Here is a 21,121-nt window from a genome sequence, read left to right as displayed (position 1 = left end):
GTGTGTTGTGCGCAAACATCACTTTACCAAGGGAGAAGCTCTTTTTCTATATCCGCTTTTTCCAATTCCTACACCCACGGAGATTTTACACTAACTGCGGATTGCCGCCCTGTCGGATTTCAATCGAATTTGTAACAGGGGCTTAAGACCCTTTTTTATGAAGAAAAATTGAATGTTTTGTCGAAAATGGTGAAAATTTTAGAGATGAAAAAGAGAGCTATAGAGAGAAAAAGGAAGCTTTCCGCCAGCGTGCTTGGACTAAATCGCCAATTTCGTTTTTTTTGTATTAGAAACACTATATATTGTATTGTATAATGGATCCTACATACCATATATTGTGATTCATCTTTTTGAATATATTCCGGGAGGTTATTGTTTTGAAGACCATGCAGGAGACCAAATTGGAAGGCTTAAGCGAGAAAATTTTTCTGGATCGCTACGCGATGAAGAATGCGGATACCAGTCAAACGAAGGTTGGAGATACAGTATTGGTGCTGACAAAGGACGACCCTAAATTTCCTGCCAAGGAAGTCGGCGAAGTCATCGAGCGTAACGGGAGACAGGTCAAAGTCAAGCTGCGCAGCGGTGAGGTTGTCGATTCCTCTGTAGAGAAGCTTACATTAACCTTGGAAAAAACGCCTCAGCAAATGTGGGACCGTTTGGCCACTGCTATGGCTTCTGTGGAAGCGACTCCGGAGAAACAAGCCGAATGGACCGAAAAGTTCCGGTACATTCTGGACGACTGGAAGCTTGTACCCGGCGGACGGATTGCCGCAGGCGCCGATGCTAGCGATGAGCTGACGCTTTTCAATTGTTATGTAATTCCTTCTCCGCATGACAGCCGTGGAGGAATTATGGCCACGCTGTCCGAGATGACCGAAATTATGGCCCGGGGCGGCGGTGTAGGGATTAATTTATCCTCTCTCCGTCCGCGCCGTTCCATTGTCAGGGGAGTCAACGGGTCTTCAAGCGGCGCCGTTTCCTGGGGCGGACTGTTCAGCTATACAACGGGCTTGATCGAGCAGGGTGGCAGCCGCCGCGGCGCGCTGATGCTGATGATGAATGATTGGCACCCTGACGTATTGGATTTTATTACCGTCAAACAAACGATGGGGCAAATTACGAATGCCAATTTGTCCGTATGCGTCAGCAACGGCTTCATGAAAGCCGTGAAGGAAGATTTGGATTGGGAATTGGTGTACCCGGACACGACGGACCCTGAATATAACGAGATTTGGGACGGGGATCTGGAGAAGTGGAGAAAAGCGGGTAAGAACATTATTCATTACCGTACGGTGAAGGCCCGCGACGTGTGGCATACGATTATCGAATCCGCCTGGAAATCCGCGGAACCGGGCGTCGTATTCATGGAATACTACAACCAGATGTCCAACAGCTGGTATTTCAATCCGATCATATGTACAAATCCTTGCGGGGAGCAGGGGCTTCCGGCTTGGGGAGTCTGCAACCTGTCGGCAATCAACCTGTCCAAGTTTTACGACGAAGAAAAACATGATGTGGCTTGGGACGAGCTGGCGACGGTGGTCCGTTATTCGACACGGTTCTTGGATAATGTCATTGACAAAACGCCTTACCATTTTGAAGAGAATCGGATCAACCAACAGGGAGAACGCCGCATAGGCCTTGGCTCCATGGGTCTCGCCGAGCTGATGATCAAGCTGAACATCCGTTACGGCAGCACGGAATCGCTGATGTTTCTTGATAAGCTTTATGGCTTTATTGCGAAGGAAGCATATCTCGCATCCGCAGATATTGCGGAAGAAAAGGGCTCCTTCAAGCATTTTGACACAGAACTGTTCCTGCAAAGCGGTTTTATGAAGACGATGACCTCTGTTTACCCGGAAGTCGGCGCAGCCATCAAGAAGAAGGGGATGCGCAATGTCACGGTCATTACGCAGGCGCCTACCGGAAGCACGGGTACGATGGTTGGCACATCGACCGGGATCGAGCCTTACTTTGCGTTTGAATATTACCGTCAAAGCCGTCTGGGCTTCGACAAGCAATATGTGCCGATTGCGCAGCAGTGGAAGGATCAGCACCCGAACGAGGAGCTGCCGGATTATTTCGTCACTGCGATGGACTTGTCCGCAGAAGATCATATTCGTGTACAAGCCGCCATTCAAAAATGGGTGGATAGCTCTATCTCCAAAACGGCCAACTGCCCTGCCGACTTTACGGTGGAAGAAACGAAGCGTCTGTACGAGCTCGCCTTTGATTTGGGTTGTAAAGGCGTAACCATCTACCGTGACGGAAGCCGCGACGTACAGGTGCTCAGCACAGACAAGAAGGACGATAAGGCTGAGGAAGCAAAGGGAACGGAAACGCAAGCAGCTCCTGCTGCAGATGCAGTCAATGCGAAGGAACAATCCTCCTTGACCGGCCTCACCCAATCGTTGGCTGTGAATATCGACGCGAAGACGGAGCAGGTGTTCGACAAGCAGTACAAACGCCGTCCGCAAGCTCTCCGCGGCGCAACCTACAAGTTCAATACGCCTTTCGGCATGGCTTATATCACGATTAACGATATGGATGGAAGCCCGAGCGAGATTTTCCTGAACGTGGGCAAGGCCGGTTCCGATGTATTCGCGATGTCCGAAGCGCTCGGCCGCGTCTGCTCATTGTTCCTTCGCTACGGCGACCACGGCAACAAGGTGCAGCTTTTAATCAAGCACCTGAAGGGCATCGGCGGCTCCGGCGCGATCGGGTTCGGCGCCAACCGCGTCGAATCGATTGCCGACGCCGTCGCCCAAGCGCTTGAAATGCACGTCAATTTCTCCGACAGCGCGGAAAACTACGTCACCGCCACCCAGGAAGTCGTCCAGGAGACAACAGCTCAATATGCAGTAACCCGCAGCGCAGCCACATCCCTTGACCTGTGCCCGTCCTGCGGCTCCGCCTCACTGATCAACAGCGAGGGCTGCAAAAATTGCAGCAACTGCGGCTACAGCAAGTGTTAAACCGGGTATGAGTAATAACTGAAACTAATGAGCCCCTTGTGTGGCGTCATATTTTTTGAGAAAATTATCAGAATTAGTGAGATGAAATTTTCTGAAGATCCAGTTTGGGATGATTTGAATTCAGAGGAATTAAAAACTTTTTTTTAAAGCAAGCACGTAGCAGAGAAAAGAAGAACCCAAATGCTTGGCAAGTAGCTATGTACGACGGATTGGCACAAAGTGAACGGTTATGCAAAGGCGGTTATAATCAGTTTATATGATCTGAACAATGTTATAACGAGACATTATCACATTCTACATTGCATGCCGCATAAATCGCAGGTCTTTTTGTTCTATGGGATCAAGTTCTTCTCACGGATTGATGACAAGAACTAGATCTCATTTCCGACAAAGATGAACGCAGTTATTTCTTATTGCCATTTAATCCATGTTATATTTTTCCTATGTTTAGTTGGGGGAGGACATGTAACATGTATGAACTAGACGGAGCGAAACATTCGAATTGTGGATGGGGAAGCAAAGTGGGATAAGCAAAACGTGATGTGGAGACGCGGCCCTAAAACACCGTGTAAAGTCCAGCAGGTTGTTGGAACAAATTAGCTTAATTCCTGTTACGGAGAACGATAGTTGAATGGCGTGCTTAAATTAAACGGCTGTTTCGGAAAAGTCCTTGAAAATCAGGAGCTTTATTACTTTGGAAGCATAAGTTTGCCGCGGTAAATTGGAAGCATAAGCTTGCCTAAGCGGCAAACTTATGGGTTAAGTTACAACTGTTTCCAGACAGCTTCGCGAGGTACTGCACATCGTACCTCAAGAGAGATGTATACTTGAAATATGCGAGGACCAGGAGCGGGAACATCTTATGTGTCACGGGGGAGAGGAGCGAAGAATCCAGTAGGCGAGCGAGATATTCTTCTTGGCAAATCAGCAGCGCTACTGCTGAAACGAAGGGTAGGTATGTGTTCAATTTTCGTCCCATCTTACACCTGAAGAAATTTGAAGTTCGGCAATTGGTACGGGCGGCAGGTGTGAAAGAGCATGGTGCCTATTCCCATGTTTCTAGGGTTAGCTGCCGTTGGTTTATTTTTAATTCGCCCGAAGAAATGAAAGCTGTAGCAGAATTATTTCCAGATGATTGGAAAAAGCTCAAAGACCTTGAGAATTCTCTAGGCGGCCACACCATGAAGTATCAGAAGGGGAAGAGGATACCTCTTTGTGACTTTATTCATGAGGATGCCGAATTTAAACAACTGTTATTAAAAGTGTAGTAAAATTTGGTAGGGGAGCAGGGTTATTCCACTTCTCTGCCTTTTTTATTGAAAAAGGACATATGAAGGAAAGGGATATATAATAATCATGGGACTCTCTTTTTCTGGGATGAATGCGAGTAACGAAAAATTCCGATTCCGGATCAATCCTGTCGACCCGAAAACATGGGGCTCGTACGGCTGCTTTAATCTGTTTCAATAATATACGACTTGTGTTAAAAACCGCCTACTGATAAAGGTAAAGGCGGTTTTTGGTTTACTCTTCTCTGTCTAAAAGATACTGATATTTTTCCGGCTCCTCTCGTATCTCGTCAGCTCCCGGACCGTACGGTCAGACACACCTAAAATACTGATCAGCTCAGACATGCTTAATGAATTTTGCTTAAAAACAAGCTGCTGTAATGAGAAAAGAAAGTTCTAGACTGACTGCCCAGTTCATTAAGCTCCCTCAGTATGATTTAATTATCTCGCGAATGCGCGCTTATTCGCAGGATTTCATCCTTAGTGGAAATAGGCAACAGCTGAATGCAGGCTGAAACCGTTGAGACAGGCACTGTAAAGGCATGCAGGAATAGAGGTGAACAATATATCCTATACAAGCTTATTCCAACAAACCGTAAGTATGTGGAAATCAACGGTTATGAAGATGCAGCAAAAAGTATGCTTGAGATTGAAAAGGCTCTTAATCGCTACAAGGGAGAAACAGTTGAAGGAACCACCGTTATAGGCAATGTCAAAAGAGAAAAGATTAACAATCGTACGATGGTGTCTTTAAGAGAGATCAGTGATATTATTGGTGGAGAGATCAGCTGGGACGGGGCGAATCAAACCATAAGCTTTATTCATAATGACAAAAATTATACGTTCAAAATCAATAGCTCTGCTGTACTCAAGAATGGAACGGAAACGATTCATTTGGATGAAGTCGCTCAATTCATAAAAGATGGTGCCACTTATATTCCTCTAAGCTTTATTGTAGAGGAATTAGCAGTGAAAACGGAATGGAACGAAGCGGAAGGATTAATCCAAATACTGAAATAATGAATTTTCTTACATTGAAACATTATGCCATCTAAACCAGCCTGGAAACATCTTTTATTAAAAGACGGTTTTCAGGCTTTCTTTTCCCTAAAATACCATTGCTCCGGGCGATCGCTATTTTATTACGTCATATGCCCCACGTGTGATGGCTTCATGTCGGCCAGGACGAGCTGCTGCGATTTTCGCAGTATCGGCAGGAAACTGGTTGAGGACGTTGTAAAAACAATCATGGCCTATAAGGGGTAGAGACAGCGAATTAACGTTATCTTATCTCGTACCTAGAAAATCCTTGTTTTGTAAGGCTTCCTTCAATGTAGATCATGTCTAAGCTTTTTAGCGCTGTTAGCACACAGTAATTATCCTCTAAACGCTCCAAGAACGCTCCGTCATTGATCAACATAACTTCTGTTATTAGTAGAAAAATGTCGAAACTATCAATACATTTTACCTATATTGCTTTTAGAGTACTTATGTTAATATTTGTATGTTTATATATATATTTCAAGGAGGTAGATTAGTATAATGAAATTTAATGTAAAATCGTTTGTAAAACCAAAGACTTACTTATCATTACTACTTGGTACAACAATTCTTATAGGCGCAACAAATCAAGCTCTAGCCTATGTAAGCGTCCCAGTGTATGCTCAAGAACAAAGTAATTGGTGTTGGGCTGCCTCGAGCAAGATGATTCTTGGTTACTATGGAAAAACCTCGATGTCGCAATGTGATATTGTAAAAACCGGAAAAGGGACTAGTAATTGTGCAAATCAGCCGGGATACGACTCTCAATCACAAAGTGCCATGCATAGTTATGGGGTATCCAGTAATAATTACAGTGGAGCCTTATCATTAAGTGATATAAACAATCAGATTCTCGGTAGTAAGCCCGTTTACACAAATATTCAGTGGACAAGTGGAGGCGGTCATGCTCTAGTCATTACAGGAACTGAATACTATAGTGGAACGGATTATGTATCTTTTAATGACCCAGGAGGTAGCGGATCACGGAGTAGCCTCAGTTACAAAAGCTTTAAAGGCGGCAGTGGATATGATAGAACGTGGGTGTCGGGTCTAAAAGATATGTGGAAATACCAATAAATACGAGGAGTTGTCCTATGAGAAAATTTTTCTTATCCCTTCTTCTTTCGTGTCTAGTTATTAGCTTAGTAAGTTTGTCTAGCGCACTAGCAAAAGAGACCATCCCTCCAGAAGTACAAAACGCTGCAAAAGAAGGTATGAAAGCTTTTAAAGAACTCGTCTCTAAAGACCCGGTGGCTTACGGTTACAAAAATGCTGATGAAGTCGCTCAAACTACTCTTGGGGAAGGCCATGAAGTTTATTATATTGACGGCAATAAAGCAATCGCGGCCCCAGATAGTTCTAATTTGTCCTCTCTAGCAGTATCAGCTAATCAGTGGGAGTATATTGTTTACCTTAATAAAGAGGCAAGGTCATTTCTGACAATTGGCTTCGAAGACAATCAGTATAAAGTTGTCCAGTTTGGCGGTGATTCCAAAGATTTTAAGATTGCTAAAAGTAACTTTGAAACTTTGACAAAGGAAAAGGGAGATATAATTCCAAAAATAATTAAATCTGGTAATGTGAGGTATTTGACCGCAGTGATTGGTGGTCAAGAACTTGCTTTGCCAGATGTTCCTAAGGGCAAAGAAATGTTAGCTGGCAATAAGGACAACTCTAGGCTCTGGCTTACTTCAGACATAGTAAAATTTATTAAGACGACAAAGCAAAACTACGATAAACATACTGGGGAGAAGCCTACATCTGGATATATTGCAGTAGAGAATTCCAATAAGAGTACCAATAAATATGTCATGCTAAGTCTAGCAGCATTAATTTCTATTTTCTTAGCCCTTATGTTTTACAAACGAAAAAAAGCTTAAAGTTAAAATTTCTTTAATTTTCAGGTTTAGTCAATGTTTAAGTTGATATCGTTCATGTCCTACATCTGGACATGAACGTGTTTTTTACTGTTGATAAATCCCCGTATTTGTCCGAGTCGGATGTTTAATTCCCGTATTTTGCATTCCATTTTTCGTTCCACTCTTTGTAACTCATCCCTGTCACTTCTTCCATGGTTTTACCTTCCAATGAATAGTAAGATCCAACCATACCAGCAATGTCGGGAAAAGAATATCCTCCTACCACTTTCCCATCAGACATCATAATGTATACATTGATTTTGACGTTATATTTATTCTCCAAAGGATGATTTGAAACAGTAGAAGCATACACAGATATTTCTTTCCCGATATAGTTTTCTGGCGCTACCTTTTGAACACTCCACGCCTGTCTGTATTGTGTCGATTCAGCATTTTCCATAAGTTTACTCTTATCTAGATTGTATTTGTGAATCAACCCTTTAAAGGAAATAATCTTATAACCTTTTGAGTTCACGTATTGTGCTACTTCCCTTTCATCAACAGATTTGTTATTATCATCCTCAATATCCATTTTATTGCAGCCAGCATTAAAGAGTAGTAGTAAAATAAAAACCACTCCCCAAATTGGTATTTTCCCCATAAGAAAGCCCCTTCCGTTTACGATTGTGATCGCTCTGCTGAAGCAGCATTGCCGGATTCAAACTCTTCTTTTCATGCCATATCTACATCCAATAAAACTTCGGTATTTAGTGACTCACCATACTCTCGTCCTGTTAGAGAACACTATCTACAAGTGACCGCCTAAATGCCGGTGGGTTTAGAACTGTCTCAAGGAAAATAAAAAATGTCAACTAACATTAAGGCCGAGACTTATTTCACTCGTCTGATCTTATCTGTACATCCACAAATGGTACAGGCCTGTTTGATGTTGCCAACTGGAGGGAGATTAATAATGATGAGAATCAATGGATATTCTCTGATCGGGTTCCTATTACAATGGTCGATCAATTAGTTTCTGTTAAATTTGCTTTCTCATTGTTTAACGAATCAAATTGAAGGAGATCATTCGATATTCCCGTTCTCCAAAAATCCCTTTCTCCTTAAATCCACCAATTTCATATCCTTGTTCGTGTAATTCGATGCAAATATTGAGCAAGGAAAGAGAGACGGAGATTAGGTCAGTATCCGTAGTAATGTTAAGTTTTTTTTTCATCAATTCCATTTTTTGCAGAGTATCGGGATTTTTTATCGTAGCACGCTTTGGGGTAATTTTTTCAGGAACGGTTTGATCATGGTCAGCCATAAGGATTTCCCTTCCATTTTTTCTCAATCATAACACATTTTTTCGTTCGTGGTCAACATATGGATATATTATGGACTTAATATGTACATATAATGGATCTTAGGATGGTATTTGGTAACATGTAATACGATATAGACAGGGTAATAACACAATGGTAATATAAGTATATGAATTTTTTGCCTAAAGTGGCGTTACGCAAGTTTTCAAGCCCTATGCTGGCTGTTGTCTATCACAGGTAATTTCTGTTTTCCTGTGTAAAGAACAGTTAGTATAGGGTTTTTTATGTTGCAAAGAAAGCGGTGTTCAAGCGATATATGTCGTTTGCGTAGCGCTTTTTTTATATAAAACAAAGGAGGTCAGGAATATGGGTAGTATGGTGATCAATGAGAGGTTTTGGGTTGGACTTGAGTCCGACGCCCTAAAGCCGGAATCTGTAATGCCCCCCGTTGTCAAGACACAATTTCGGAAAAAATAAGTTATGTCCTCCTTCGATTGTAGTGGGGGAGCGGACGCGATCAAGCGGCCCGCGCATACACTTCATTCGGCTTGGCATAACCCAACGACTGGTGCGGACGCTGGGTATGGTAAAAGCGTAGATAGGCCGTAATGGCTTTACGAAGCGCCCGAGGGTCTTCGTACTCGTTCAAATAGATCTCCTCGTATTTGAGCGAACGAAAGAAGCGTTCCGTACGGCTGTTGTCTCGCGCTCGGCCCTTACCGTCCATAGACACTTTTACCTGGTGCTTCACCAATAAATCCAAGTAATCCGGATTCGTAAAATGACTGCCCTGATCGCTGTTTATGATCTCGGGCTGACAGCGCCCCAGCGCCCGTTTCAGGCACGTCAGGACGAAAGCCTTCTCCAATGTGCTGGAGAGCTCGTAATCGATGATTTTGCGGCTGTACCAGTCGATAATCACAAAGAGATACATAAAGCCTATGCCCATCCGCAAATACGTAATATCAATTCCCCAGACCTGGTTCGGACGATCAATGGCCAAGCCGCGCAGAAGGTAGGGCCGAATATACTGGGCATGATATCGTTTGCTTAAGTTCGGTCCCGGATAGATCACTTCAATTCCCATCAGGCGCATCAGCCGCTGGATGCGTTTGCGGTTCACGGCCCATCCCTGTTCCCAATCATAGATCCGCAGTCTGGTTTCACATGCTTGTACACCGACCTCTTTGGCAGTGCCGTCATATGTGCCAAGCGGAACCGAGTACCGGTTGCCTTCATACCAGATGGTATTGTCCTTTCGCACGGTCCTTGTTATACTCATTTTAGGAGATTTTATTTTTTCGAGGACCGGGCGAAGATGTTGCTTTTCGATGGCAAACACTTCGGCCGGTATTTTTTTCGTCGTATGGTGAACCAGGGCGTTGCCGGTCCGATCCAGCCAGGATAAACATTCCTCATTGAGCTTATCTACACTGACAAACATCCGATGGCGGGCAAAGTTTTGTTTCACATATTTCACGACATTCTCCACACGCCCCTTGCTTTCGGGATCCTGTTTCCGGCACATGTGAACGTGGAAGCCGCGCTGGCGTACATAGGATGCAAATTCATGGGTCAGGATCAAGTCGCCGTAATTTTCACTCGCAAGCAGCAAATGATCTTGGTCGTACACAATCTCCCGGGTCATCCCGCCATAATAAACAAAGGCAAGTTCGTGCGCGTCGATCACGTCCTTGGTGACGAAGGGACGGTCTTGCCAATGGACGAATTTATGCCTGGAGTGGGAAAGAACGAACGTGATGAACCATAACTTCACCGGGTTGCCTTGCAAATTTTTTATTTTCACTTCCCGAAATCCACTTGCATTTGCTCGCCCATTGGTGGGTCGGCAACCGCTTCATATTGCCTTTGTTGTACCGTTTTAGGGATGCCATGCCTGATTCGGAGTTCTCGGACGTAACTTCTGACGGTGCTCGCTCCGATTTTAAAATCGGCATGGCGCTCTTTCAGCCAGTCCAGGATTTGTGCTGCGGATAGATCCGGGTATTCCCGCAGCCACTGCAAGATTTGCTGCTCATAAGGGTCTAACTTTTTTGCACGGGTTTCAAGCTCTTCCATGAACTGTTTGAATTGATCCGGATTCATACTCAGATATTTGTAAACCGTATTTCTGGAGATATTCAGATTTCGAGCGATCTGAGATATCTTCAACCCTTTTGCTTTTAATTGATGAACAGAGAAATACATATGCCACCTTTCTAAGCGTTTCATCCTCTTCCTCACCCATCATGATGTTTCATCTAGGAATTATGATAGAAAGAGGATGTTAAATGTTCAATCTTATTCAGCAATTTTTGTTGTCTCTATTTTAGCGGTCACAGGCTGAAGGCTGATGTCATTAACAATGTCTTCTACCACACTGTGGAGGAGATTCGCCAAAACGTTCGCACCTTCATGGAGGGTACTTGAAGAAGGTAGCCAGCTCGTCCCAATTGCTGCGCCACTAACGGATGATGAGCGGATATTTAGCGCCCCATGTTTCCTCGAAACGATCCAGCTCCACAAGCGCCATCTCCTCCGTCACCGCTTTGTAGATCGGCTTCAGATCAGCTTGTTTTTGACGTCGTTTTTTTCGTAGCCGAGGTGGGTGTCCATCTCCGCTTCGAGCATTTCCTGGATCGTCTCAGCAAACAATTCCTTCAGTGCATTCTGCGCATCTTGAGCCGTTACCAGATTGTTTTCTTTAATAAACTGACGCAACTGCTCTTTACTCCATAATCCCATGTCTACTCCCAACCTTTCGATGCTCTCTTTTATTGTAGTAGGTTTAGGAGATCTGCAACATATTACGAAACAAAAAGAACTAATACTCTTGGTTAACCTTGATAATAACTGTTTTCTTTTTAGGGATTGCCCTTTGGCAAAGTTTAAGTTTTTTTAACATAAGACTTTGATTCTTATTCCACAATGGGTGCGATAATTCAATAACAAATACAGCCATTTCCTTACCGGGTATTTTCTTTGTGAAGAAGTAGATTTTTTTCGATTTGTTGTGCGTCCCGATCTATTTGCGTTGAAGCTTTTTTTAAAATTGTTTGATTTTTGTCGGGTATCCGACTGTTTTATAACAAAACATACACTATAATACCAATATGATAACTATGGATTATCGGATTCGTTATACGAGGTGACAACAACATGATCATTGAACGGAAAGAAGAACATATTTTGGCCGAACTCTTTGAAGACAACGGGGTTTTGCGGAAATTCAAAAAGAATGAATTTATTTTCAGGGAAGACGAGGAAAGTCAGGACGTTTATTTTGTTCGATCGGGTCTTGTCAAAATCTCACAGTCGGCTCAGGAAGGACAAAATATCACCTTGTTTTTGCGCAATACGGGTGAAGTTTTCGGTGCCGCCGAAGTGCTGACCGGCCAACGGCGGCAACGGTACGCACGGTGCATCTTGGAAAGCGAAGTGCTGCTGGTTCCCGCATCTCAATTTACGAGCTTGACGTTAAGCCGGCCCGATGTTCTGTATGCATTAACGGTTTCCAATGCGCGTCGACTGCTGTATACCCAACAGTTCGTGGAAACGTTGATTTCCAGGCCTGTGGCTTGGAGGCTGGCCCATTTTCTTACCCAACTGGGTGTACAGAAGCAGAACAAAATTCATGTGAGCTTGCCGCTAAGTCATGAAGAAATCTCCTACATCATCGGGTGCAGCAGACAGACGATTACGGAAACATTAAATAAGTGGAACGAAAAAGGAATCATTCAATACGAGAAAAAACGAGTGACGATTAACGATTCCAATGCGTTTATGTCCAATCTTTAGTCATATTTACCGCGATAGAAGACGTTTCATTTAATCGATAAACAGAATAAATCAATGGAGGAATCAACATGCTAATTCAACCACAGGAGAATCTGCAGCCTGAGTTTCATGAGCATTTAAAAGTTATTTTATTGGGTACGGGTTCGCCTCGAGCCTTCTACGGAAGGGCTAAGCCGGGAGTCGCCGTACTAGCGGGAAATAAAACCTTTTTAGTCGACTGCGGCGGTGGCGTTGTGGATCAATTGATTAAAGCGGGTGTCATGCCGCAACGGATTTCCGACGTTTTGTTCACCCATCATCACTATGATCACAATGGCGGTTTTTTCGATGTCTTTATTACAAGCTGGAGGACGCATATTACCCCGGAGCGTGTATTCGAAGGACGCTCAACGCCTATGCATGTATACGGACCTGAAACGACTAAAGAAATCATTGGTAAAATGAGGGAATCGTTTGAGTTCGATGTGAAGCTGCGGGTAAGTTACAATCTGTCGGATGAAGCAGGAGCACGGATTGAATATACTGAAAGAAATGAAGGCGTCGTCTATGATCAGGACGGGATTAAGATTACAGCCTTTGAAGTGGATCATCGTCCGGTCTATCCGGCGGTTGCGTACAAATTTGAATTCAACGGGAAATCGGTTGTTATTTCCGGAGATACGATCCCTGTGTCCAATATGATTAGGCAAAGCCAAGGCGTTGATCTCTTGGTGCACGAAGCTTATAACAAAGAATGGTTAGACGAATTAATTCATAAATACCCAGATTATGACAAAGCGCTCTCTAATCCGGCCAAGTATCATACCACCACATTGGAGGCAGCCGAAATTGCGAAGCAAGCAGGGGTCAAGCATCTCGTGCTTACTCATCATATTCCGGCGCCAGCGGCTAACGAGAATGCCGAGCAGGAATATATGAAGGGTATGAGAGACATTTTTAACGGAACGATCACGGTTGGACGTGACCTCATGACGTTTGATTTGGGTAACGAAGTATAGGATTCGTTGAGCGTGCTTGAAACCGCTGCATTGGATAGAAAAACGGCGTCGTCGATGCCGACTGCTTCAAATGCTTGTATGAAAACTACTATGATCGAAACTTGGCGGAATACTATCGCAGACTCCAATTGACACAGGAAATTCGAAAAGCCCCCGAAAAGTTTCCCCATTTCATAACGTGAATCAAATAAAGCATGGCGATCTTGATATTGAGATACGCCGTGCTTTTTTGTTTGTAGAACGTACATTCTGAGTTAGATATTAGCAAAGCAGCAGCGAAATGATACCTCCAAGAGACCTTCGCTGGATTCCCTGAGGTTGGTGCCCAGGTTCTTCTCGAATATCTCGATGGTCACTCCATTGACTCCGCCGCTTCCCTTATTTTCATTTATATTATGTTATATTATATTACATATAATCCAATTAAACCTCAATAATGTCATATAATATAACTCATTTTAACGTAACTTTCTTGATGGATATGCAAATTGTACAATGGAAAACGGAATATTTAACCATTTTGTATAGTGATTTCATTTATTTAATGTAATATAATATAACATAAACATATAATAGTGGAAATTACTTGGGGGTGAAATGAAACATGACGACATCATCCGATATCGAAGCACTTTATGGGATTTAGCCGCACTGTCGGACTCCATTAGGAATCAATTCAATACCGCAAAGTTTTATTGTCACCAACTTAGGATCATGCGAGGTGAGTCTGATGTCAACCACTGAATACCAAGTTGCTATAAACCGTTCGAGGATTGAAAAGAGGATTACGGAGCTGGGACAGATTGGCCGGATAGGCGATACAGGAGTATGCCGTTTGGCTCTATCCCAAGAGTACCGCCAAGGAGTGGAATTAGTCAAAGCATGGATGGAAGAGGCGGGGATGGTCTCGCGAATCGATCATTTCGGCAATGTGATCGGACGTCTGGAGGGAAAGAATCCGCATGCTCCCATACTCATGATGGGGTCGCATATTGACTCTCAGCCCTATGGCGGCAGATTTGACGGAGTGGTCGGCGTATTAGGTGCGATTGAGGCGGTCCAGACGATGAAGGAAAACGGGATTGTACCGGAAGTGCCCATTGAAGTCGCGGCTTTTTGCGATGAGGAGGGCTGCCGCTTTAATAACGGTTTTTTTGGTTCGAGAGGTATTTTGGGGCGATTGGAACCTGGAGAATTGGATAGGACAGATAAAAACGGGATCACAAGGAGGCAGGCTTTGATCGAATTTGGCGGCGATCCGGCTAAATTTGCAGAATCGGAATATGCCGCCGAGAACATCGGCGCCTATTTGGAATTGCACATTGAGCAAGGGCCCGTGTTGGAATCGCTGGATCGTCCTGTGGGGATTGTTACGGGAATTGCCGGTCTGCTGTGGTTGACGGTGGAAATGACGGGAACCGCCGGACACGCCGGATCGGTACCGATGCCGCTGAGAAAGGATGCTTTGGTAGGTGCGGCAAAAGTGATTGCTGCGCTGAACGATATTGTGAAGCCGAGCCCTGATTCTAAAGCCGTTGGGACGGTCGGGAATATACAGGTCTTTCCGGACTCGAGAAATATTATACCTGAAAAAGTCAAATTCACGATTGATTTGCGGGATATCGATCAGGGCAAGCGGGATGAGAACGAGAAGCGACTGAGAGAAAAGATCGAAGCCATTGCCCGAGAACACGGATTGACCTATTCGATCACCGAAGATAATAATAGCGAGCCAAGGTATTGTGCAGAGTGGATCAAATCGATCATAAATGAAGAAGGGGAACGAATGGGGCTGGATTGTCCCGAACTGATGAGCGGACCTGCTCACGATGCGTTGATCATGTCCTATGTCACCGATTACGCTATGATATTTGTCCGCTGTAAAGAAGGGATTAGCCATAATCCGAAAGAGTTCTCAAGCATAGAAGACATTTCATTGGGAACCGAACTCTTATATAGAACTGCTGTAAGGATAGCTACGGAAGCTTTCACAAAAAGGGGGGATTTGAGATGAAAAAATATTCGCGGTCCGTTCTGATTACAATATTCATTTGTATGTTTGCTGTTACTGCCTGTACCGATTCACCGTCGTCCTCAAGTCCATCCGATGGTGCGCAGCAAGCCAGCGGCGGGACTTTGATCATCGGAACGGAATCGGAATACGACCAACTCGATCCGCATCGGGGTCAAGGCTGGGTAACGATGCGGGTCAATCATCAAATATATGAGTCCTTAGTCGAGGAAGATTTGTCTAAAGATTCGCAAGCGGCGCCTGTTCCGGCATTAAAACCGGCCCTGGCGACCAAGTGGGAAGTATCGCCGGACGGCAAAACCTACACGTTCACCTTGCGGGAAAATGTCAAATTCCATGACGGAACACCTTTTGATGCGGCTGCGGTCGAATTTAACGTCAGGCGTCTGACGGACGAAAGCTTCCAATACTATGATAAAATCGCCGCCAGTAAAACGTTTAGAACTTGGCGCTTTTACGATTCCGTGAAAGTGATCGATCCCCAAACGATCGACATTACGTTGAAGGAACCCTTTTCCACTTTCCCCCGAATGCTGGCCCAAATTAACTCTTTCCAGATTATCAGCCCGGAAGCCGTTAAAAAGTATGGCAATGATGGATTGGGTGAACATCCAAGCGGGACAGGGCCTTTCAAATTTTCCACTCGGGTACGCGGTGAAAAAGTCGAATTGGTTCGAAATGAGGAGTATTGGGGAGAAAAAGCAAAGTTGGACAAAGTTATTTTCCGCCCGCTGCCTGATCCGGCAGCAAGGGTAACAGCTTTGCAAAATGGAGAGGTTGACGTCATCGCCGTACCGCCCCCGGATTCTCTCGAAGGGCTGAAGAAGCGAGGATTTCAGGTGGTCTCCGGTCTGCCTCCGCATGTATGGTACATTGTCTTTAACTTTACCAACCCGATCATGCAGAAGAAAGAAGTCAGACAAGCGATTAACTATGCGATTAACAGGGAAGGCATTGCCAATGAACTGTTGAAGGGAACGGCAAAACCGGCTTACACAATACAGTCCCGAGGTCATGAAGCTTTTGATCCGAATAAAAAATGGTATGAATACGATCCGGAAAAAGCAAAACAATTGTTGGCGCAGGCCGGTTTGCCGGACGGTTTTGAAACGACCTTTATGACTTCCATCGATGGATCGGGACAATTGCTGCCTCTTCCGATGGCGGAATGGATTCAAAGAGATTTGGCTAAAGTGGGAATCAAACTGAAGATCCAGACTTCGGAATGGATTCAATATGTCAACAATTTTACGAACGGCATGCCTCCAGAGGTGGGGATGAATCAATTTTCGTCAGGCCGGACAGCGCCTTACTTCCTGGCCATGGTGGCGCACTCTGCGTTTAAAGCGCCCGGAGGTTTCAACTCCGGACAATATGTAAATAAAGAAGCCGATCAATTGATGGATATGGCCACACACGCCATCAATCCGGATGAAGCGATCAAATATTGGAAGCAGGCGGAGGAGATGATTATGGAGGATGCGGCTTTTGCCCCGATTGTAAATGATACCGCGCCTTATGTCGTTTCCCCGAATGTTAAAGGATTTATTTCCCCATCGGAAGAATGGTATGATCTAGTGCAAGTATCCATCCATAATTAAGTGATTAAGGGGACTCCGGGCTTGGAGCCCCCTTCCACGTAGAAAGGCGGAGAGAGGATGCTGCGTTATTTGGTTTTGCGAACCTTCATGACGATACCGATCCTTTTTGGAGTATCCATCGTTGTTTTTATTCTGATTCAACTGATTCCAGGCGATCCCGTAAGAACGATGCTGGGGACGGAAGCCACGCAGGAAGCTGTAGAGCAGCTCCGAAAAGACATGGGATTCGATCAGCCGCTTTATGTGCAGTATGTTCATTGGCTTCTTAAAGTGCTGCAAGGCGATTTCGGCAAGTCCATCGCTCTGCACGTACCGGTCGCCGACTTGTTACTGCCGAAGCTGGGCAACACGATCATACTAACCATCGGAAGTATGCTGGTGTGTACTTTGATCGGCGGCATGACAGGGATCATTGCCGGGCTGAAGAAGGATTCCTGGTTTGACCGTATCAGTTCGGGATGGGCATTAATCGGAGCAAGCATGCCCGTTTTTTGGCTGGCGCTGATGTTGATGTGGTTTTTCTCGATTTATTTAGGTATTTTGCCGGTAAGCGGAATGTACAATTTGCGCAACCCGGGCGGGATTCCGGATCTTCTGCTTCATCTGATCCTTCCGTCCGTGGCTACGGCCACCGTTTCTACGGCCGTCATTGCCCGGATCACGCGAAGTGTAATCATCGAGATTCAGCAAAAAGAATACGTGCGCTTTTTTCAATCCTTCGGATTATCCTCCTTTACCAATACGACACGGCATGTATTGCGCAACGCCTTCTCGCCCATTTTGAATATTACCGGGCTGCAGATCGGTTATATCATGGGAGGAGCATTATTCAGCGAAGTGGTATTTGCCTGGCCGGGTCTTGGCCAGCGGATCTATATCGCCATCACCGCCAAAGATTATCCCGTGATTCAGGCAGGCATTCTGATGATTGCAGTCGCCTTTGTGCTCGTTAATTTAATGATCGACATCATCAACATGGCGATAAATCCGAAGCTGCGGGATTCGATTTAACAACTATTCGCTTATCCAAGAAAGGAGCGATTTTATGCAAGCAATCCGTAAGGAGCGTCGATCGACATGGCACTTGGTTCTTGCCCTGTTTTACCGGAATAAAGTGGCCATGACGGCCGCTGCGGTGATTTTGCTCATTACCGTTGCTTCCTTGCTGGCTCCCTGGATTGCTCCCTATCCCCCCAATGATGGAGATGGTAGCCTTCGGTTAGCTCCGCCGGGTACTCCGGGACACCTCTTGGGGCTGGATGATCAAGGGAGAGATATCCTGAGCAGGCTGCTTTGGGGTGGCCGGTTGTCCTTGATTTCGGCTGTCGTTCCCGTCGTTATTTCGGCTGTGATCAGTTTGCTGTTGGGGATAGTAGCGGGATATTATCGCGGTTTTATCGGAGAAACCATTATGCGGGTGCTGGATATCTTTTTTGCCTTTCCGGCTGTGCTTTTGTCTATTGCCATCACTGCGATTCTGGGGACGGGGTTGTTTAATGTCATGCTGGCCATGGTGATTGTGCGAATTCCTTATATGACGCGAGTGGTATATACCGATACGGTCATCGAGTGCCAAAAAGAGTATATCGAATCTGCGATAGCTCTGGGTGCCGGCGGTATGCACGTTCTTTTCCGCCAATTGCTGCCCAATGTCCTGACTTCTCTTGTTGTGTATGCCACAACGTTAACAGGGGTGACGATCATTACTATCGCAGGTCTGAGTTTTTTTGGTTTGGGCGTACAGCCCCCTGATGCGGACTGGGGTCGAATGACCAGTGACGGAAGGACGGTTCTTATGCAGGGTGCGCCCCATGTCACGTTATTTCCGGGATTGATGATTCTGATTGTATCTTTGGCATTCAGCCTGCTTGGAGATGGTCTTCGTGATGCCCTGGATCCTCAGCGCATTACGGCTGCGAGCGGCAAGAAACGGCGCATGGTGTCGACCGTGGAATAAATACGAGAGGAGGGTGCTGCATGGCCATTTCAAACATCTTGGAAGATCGGAAAAAGAACCGGCTTTTGGACGTTCAAAATTTATCTGCATATCTGACGACTGCGGACGGCACGGTGAAGGCGGTGGATCGCGTTTCATTTACGATCGACCAGGGAGAAATTATGGCTGTTGTCGGCGAATCCGGTTCGGGAAAGACGATGATGATTTCTTCCATAATGAATATGATCCCTTCTCACTTGCTGCAAAAATTGGAAGGCAGTGTCATGTTCCAGGGGGAAAAACTGTTTACGTTATCCGAAAAAAAAATGAGAGAGATCCGAGGAAATGGTATGGCCATGGTTTTTCAAAACGCAATGACGGCCTTGGACCCTTCCTATACCATCGGATCGCAGTTGATGGAATTGCTTCGCGAGAAAAAAGGGCTGTCATCGCAAGCGGCGAAAAAGCGAAGCCTCGAATTATTGTTTCAGGTGGGAATGCCTGCTCCCGAAAAAATGTTTTCCTCGTATGCCCACCGTTTAAGCGGAGGATTGCGCCAAAGAGCGGTCATTGCCATGGCGCTGTCCTGCGAACCATCCCTTATCATTGCCGATGAACCGACAACAGCGCTTGATCCCACCGTGCAGCTGCAAATTATTGAACTGTTTGAAAAGATCAATAAGGAGACGGGGACTGCGATTTTATTGATCACGCATGATTTTGGCGTGGTGGCCAGATTGGCCCAAAAAGTGGCTGTCATGTATGCGGGACAGATTGTGGAGCAAGGTTCGCTTGAGGAATTGTTACAGTCTCCTGCCCATCCGTATACAAGAAGCTTGTTGGCTTGTATTCCCAGTACCCAGTGGATTTTTTCAGGTAAAGAAAAACAAAAGCTGGTTCAAATTGAGGGGGCGCCTCCTTCCTTGGCGCATTTGCCGCCAGGGTGCCATTTTGCCGATCGATGTCCGGAAGTCGAAGCCATTTGCCGGAAAGAGAAGCCCGAAATGGTGAAGATCAATCATACTGCAGAAGTGCGATGCTGGAAAAGGGGGTAACGTCATGCAGAATGTTCAGCAGTTGAGATATTTGCCCGTTCATGAAAAACCGCTTATCGAGGTGCAGGAGCTTTCCAAAACCTATTTCCAAGGAATGCTGAAGAAAAAAGCAACAAAGGCAGTGGATGGCGTCAGTTTCTCGATTCGCCGGGGAACTTCGTTCGGATTGATCGGAGAATCCGGGTCAGGCAAAAGTACAGTAGGACGAATGCTTCTGCGGCTTATCAAGCCTACCTCAGGCAAAATAGTTTATGACGGAATAGATTTAGTCGGCCTGTCCGGCAAAGAACTGACTCGTTTCCGGCAGAAAATACAAATCGTCTTTCAGGATTCGGCTTCGGCCTTTAATCCCCGGCAGATGATCGGCGAACAGTTGGCGATCCCCTTATGGCGTTTTAAAAAGGTGACAAGCCAACAACAATTGAACAGCCGAATCGGGGAATTGCTGGAATTGGTAGGTTTAAGCGCCAGTTATGCAAACCGGTTTCCCCATGAATTATCGGGTGGACAAAGACAACGGGCAGGAATCGCCAGAGCGTTGTCGGTAGAACCGGAATTTCTGGTGCTTGACGAACCGGTATCCGCCCTCGATGTTTCTGTAAAATCACAAATCATCAACTTGCTTAAGCATTTGCAGGAGCAGTTGGGACTAACTTACTTATTTATTACCCACAACCTGGATATCGTCTCTTATCTTTGCGATGACGTGGCTGTGCTTTATCAAGGAAGGATTGTGGAGATGGGGGATACGAAAACGTTATTTCGGAACCCCTGCCATCCGTTTACGAGAGAGCTCTTGGGATCGATTCTTACCTTGCAAGGGCCATTGGCCGATTACTACGGGTTCCCCAAAAAATCGGACGGAAGCGATCTGCTGGAAAGTGCGCTTGGCTGGTCGGGCGCATGTCCCTATATGGCCAAATGCCCGTACCATACAACGACATGCCGGACGGGAGTTCCGGAATTGACGATGGCTGGCGACAACCATTACGTTCGCTGCTTTCAGATGGACCAGATTGGAAGCGAAAAGGAAGAAGAGAGGCCATTGTTGATGAATACAAACGGATGAAAACTTCATCCGTTTCTCAGCGTACACAAAAAGGAGCGGACTCGAACGTGAACTGCACCCCAATTGTTAGACACACATCTAACAATTGGAGGTGCTTTTCTTTTGGCTAAATTTACAGCAGCAGAAAAAATAAAAGCGGTCAA

General features: G+C 45.4%; 17 protein-coding genes and 1 pseudogene. 13 read left to right on the top strand and 5 right to left on the bottom strand.

Going from position 1 to position 21,121, the window contains the following annotated elements:
* The first annotated feature begins 377 nt into the window (after positions 1–377).
* From BLT35_RS24965 to BLT35_RS24945, 5 genes are all read left to right on the top strand, one after another.
* Positions 378–2,978 (top strand): adenosylcobalamin-dependent ribonucleoside-diphosphate reductase, encoded by a 2,601-nt coding sequence (locus BLT35_RS24965; protein WP_062407267.1) that lies wholly within the window; start codon positions 378–380, stop codon positions 2,976–2,978.
* A gap of 959 nt (positions 2,979–3,937) precedes the next feature.
* Positions 3,938–4,246: a hypothetical protein gene (locus tag BLT35_RS24960; RefSeq protein WP_139170872.1), complete on the top strand. Its 309-nt coding sequence runs from the start codon at positions 3,938–3,940 to the stop codon at positions 4,244–4,246.
* Positions 4,247–4,771: 525 nt separating this feature from the next.
* Positions 4,772–5,287 carry a copper amine oxidase N-terminal domain-containing protein gene (locus BLT35_RS24955; protein ID WP_074730097.1) on the top strand — a complete coding sequence of 172 codons (516 nt, stop codon included), beginning with the start codon at positions 4,772–4,774 and terminating at the stop codon, positions 5,285–5,287.
* A 522-nt stretch (positions 5,288–5,809) separates the two neighbouring features.
* Positions 5,810–6,385, top strand: coding sequence for a papain-like cysteine protease family protein (locus BLT35_RS24950; RefSeq protein ID WP_074730096.1), 576 nt, complete (start codon positions 5,810–5,812; stop codon positions 6,383–6,385).
* 17 nt (positions 6,386–6,402) lie between these two features.
* Positions 6,403–7,188, top strand: a complete 786-nt coding sequence (locus BLT35_RS24945) for a hypothetical protein (RefSeq protein ID WP_074730095.1) — start codon at positions 6,403–6,405, stop codon at positions 7,186–7,188.
* Between the two features lie 124 nt (positions 7,189–7,312).
* On the opposite strand, the gene BLT35_RS27725 is transcribed toward BLT35_RS24945, so the two are convergent.
* The 5 genes and pseudogenes from BLT35_RS27725 to BLT35_RS24915 all read right to left on the bottom strand — a co-directional run.
* A complete protein-coding gene (locus BLT35_RS27725; RefSeq protein WP_074730094.1) occupies positions 7,313–7,828 on the bottom strand; it encodes a hypothetical protein in 516 nt (171 codons plus the stop codon).
* 399 nt (positions 7,829–8,227) lie between these two features.
* On the bottom strand, positions 8,228–8,491 hold the full coding sequence (locus tag BLT35_RS24935) for a hypothetical protein (protein WP_074730093.1): 264 nt from the start codon (positions 8,489–8,491) through the stop codon (positions 8,228–8,230).
* A gap of 515 nt (positions 8,492–9,006) precedes the next feature.
* On the bottom strand, positions 9,007–10,266 hold the full coding sequence (locus BLT35_RS27995) for an IS3 family transposase (RefSeq protein WP_217634752.1): 1,260 nt from the start codon (positions 10,264–10,266) through the stop codon (positions 9,007–9,009).
* 26 nt (positions 10,267–10,292) lie between these two features.
* Positions 10,293–10,721, bottom strand: coding sequence for a helix-turn-helix domain-containing protein (locus tag BLT35_RS26640; protein WP_139170870.1), 429 nt, complete (start codon positions 10,719–10,721; stop codon positions 10,293–10,295).
* Positions 10,722–11,057: 336 nt separating this feature from the next.
* Positions 11,058–11,234 (bottom strand): annotated as a pseudogene (locus BLT35_RS24915) (IS256 family transposase); the annotation flags it as partial.
* 414 nt (positions 11,235–11,648) lie between these two features.
* Here BLT35_RS24915 and BLT35_RS24910 point away from each other — a divergent pair.
* The 8 genes from BLT35_RS24910 (at position 11,649) to BLT35_RS24875 (ending at position 20,978) form a co-directional block, all read left to right on the top strand.
* Positions 11,649–12,287 (top strand): Crp/Fnr family transcriptional regulator, encoded by a 639-nt coding sequence (locus BLT35_RS24910; RefSeq protein ID WP_074730091.1) that lies wholly within the window; start codon positions 11,649–11,651, stop codon positions 12,285–12,287.
* Positions 12,288–12,355: 68 nt separating this feature from the next.
* Positions 12,356–13,285, top strand: coding sequence for an MBL fold metallo-hydrolase (locus BLT35_RS24905; RefSeq protein ID WP_062407269.1), 930 nt, complete (start codon positions 12,356–12,358; stop codon positions 13,283–13,285).
* 730 nt (positions 13,286–14,015) lie between these two features.
* Positions 14,016–15,299 (top strand): M20 family metallo-hydrolase, encoded by a 1,284-nt coding sequence (locus BLT35_RS24900; protein ID WP_074730090.1) that lies wholly within the window; start codon positions 14,016–14,018, stop codon positions 15,297–15,299.
* Positions 15,296–16,918 carry an ABC transporter substrate-binding protein gene (locus BLT35_RS24895; RefSeq protein WP_074730089.1) on the top strand — a complete coding sequence of 541 codons (1,623 nt, stop codon included), beginning with the start codon at positions 15,296–15,298 and terminating at the stop codon, positions 16,916–16,918. The genes BLT35_RS24900 and BLT35_RS24895 overlap by 4 nt, the downstream gene beginning before the upstream one ends.
* Before the next feature lie 57 nt (positions 16,919–16,975).
* A complete protein-coding gene (locus BLT35_RS24890) occupies positions 16,976–17,929 on the top strand; it encodes an ABC transporter permease (protein WP_054817994.1) in 954 nt (317 codons plus the stop codon).
* Between the two features lie 34 nt (positions 17,930–17,963).
* On the top strand, positions 17,964–18,875 hold the full coding sequence (locus tag BLT35_RS24885) for an ABC transporter permease (RefSeq protein WP_074730088.1): 912 nt from the start codon (positions 17,964–17,966) through the stop codon (positions 18,873–18,875).
* A 20-nt stretch (positions 18,876–18,895) separates the two neighbouring features.
* Positions 18,896–19,909, top strand: a complete 1,014-nt coding sequence (locus BLT35_RS24880) for an ABC transporter ATP-binding protein (protein ID WP_074730087.1) — start codon at positions 18,896–18,898, stop codon at positions 19,907–19,909.
* A 4-nt stretch (positions 19,910–19,913) separates the two neighbouring features.
* The gene (locus BLT35_RS24875) at positions 19,914–20,978 is read left to right on the top strand and encodes an oligopeptide/dipeptide ABC transporter ATP-binding protein (protein WP_074730086.1); all 1,065 of its coding nucleotides are present in this window, start codon (positions 19,914–19,916) and stop codon (positions 20,976–20,978) included.
* The last annotated feature ends 143 nt before the right edge of the window (positions 20,979–21,121 follow it).

The organism is Paenibacillus naphthalenovorans (genome assembly GCF_900099895.1).
GTDB lineage: Bacteria > Bacillota > Bacilli > Paenibacillales > NBRC-103111 > Paenibacillus_G > Paenibacillus_G naphthalenovorans.
Note: the sequence above shows the minus strand (reverse complement) of the source record. Positions and strands in the feature narration are given on the sequence as shown.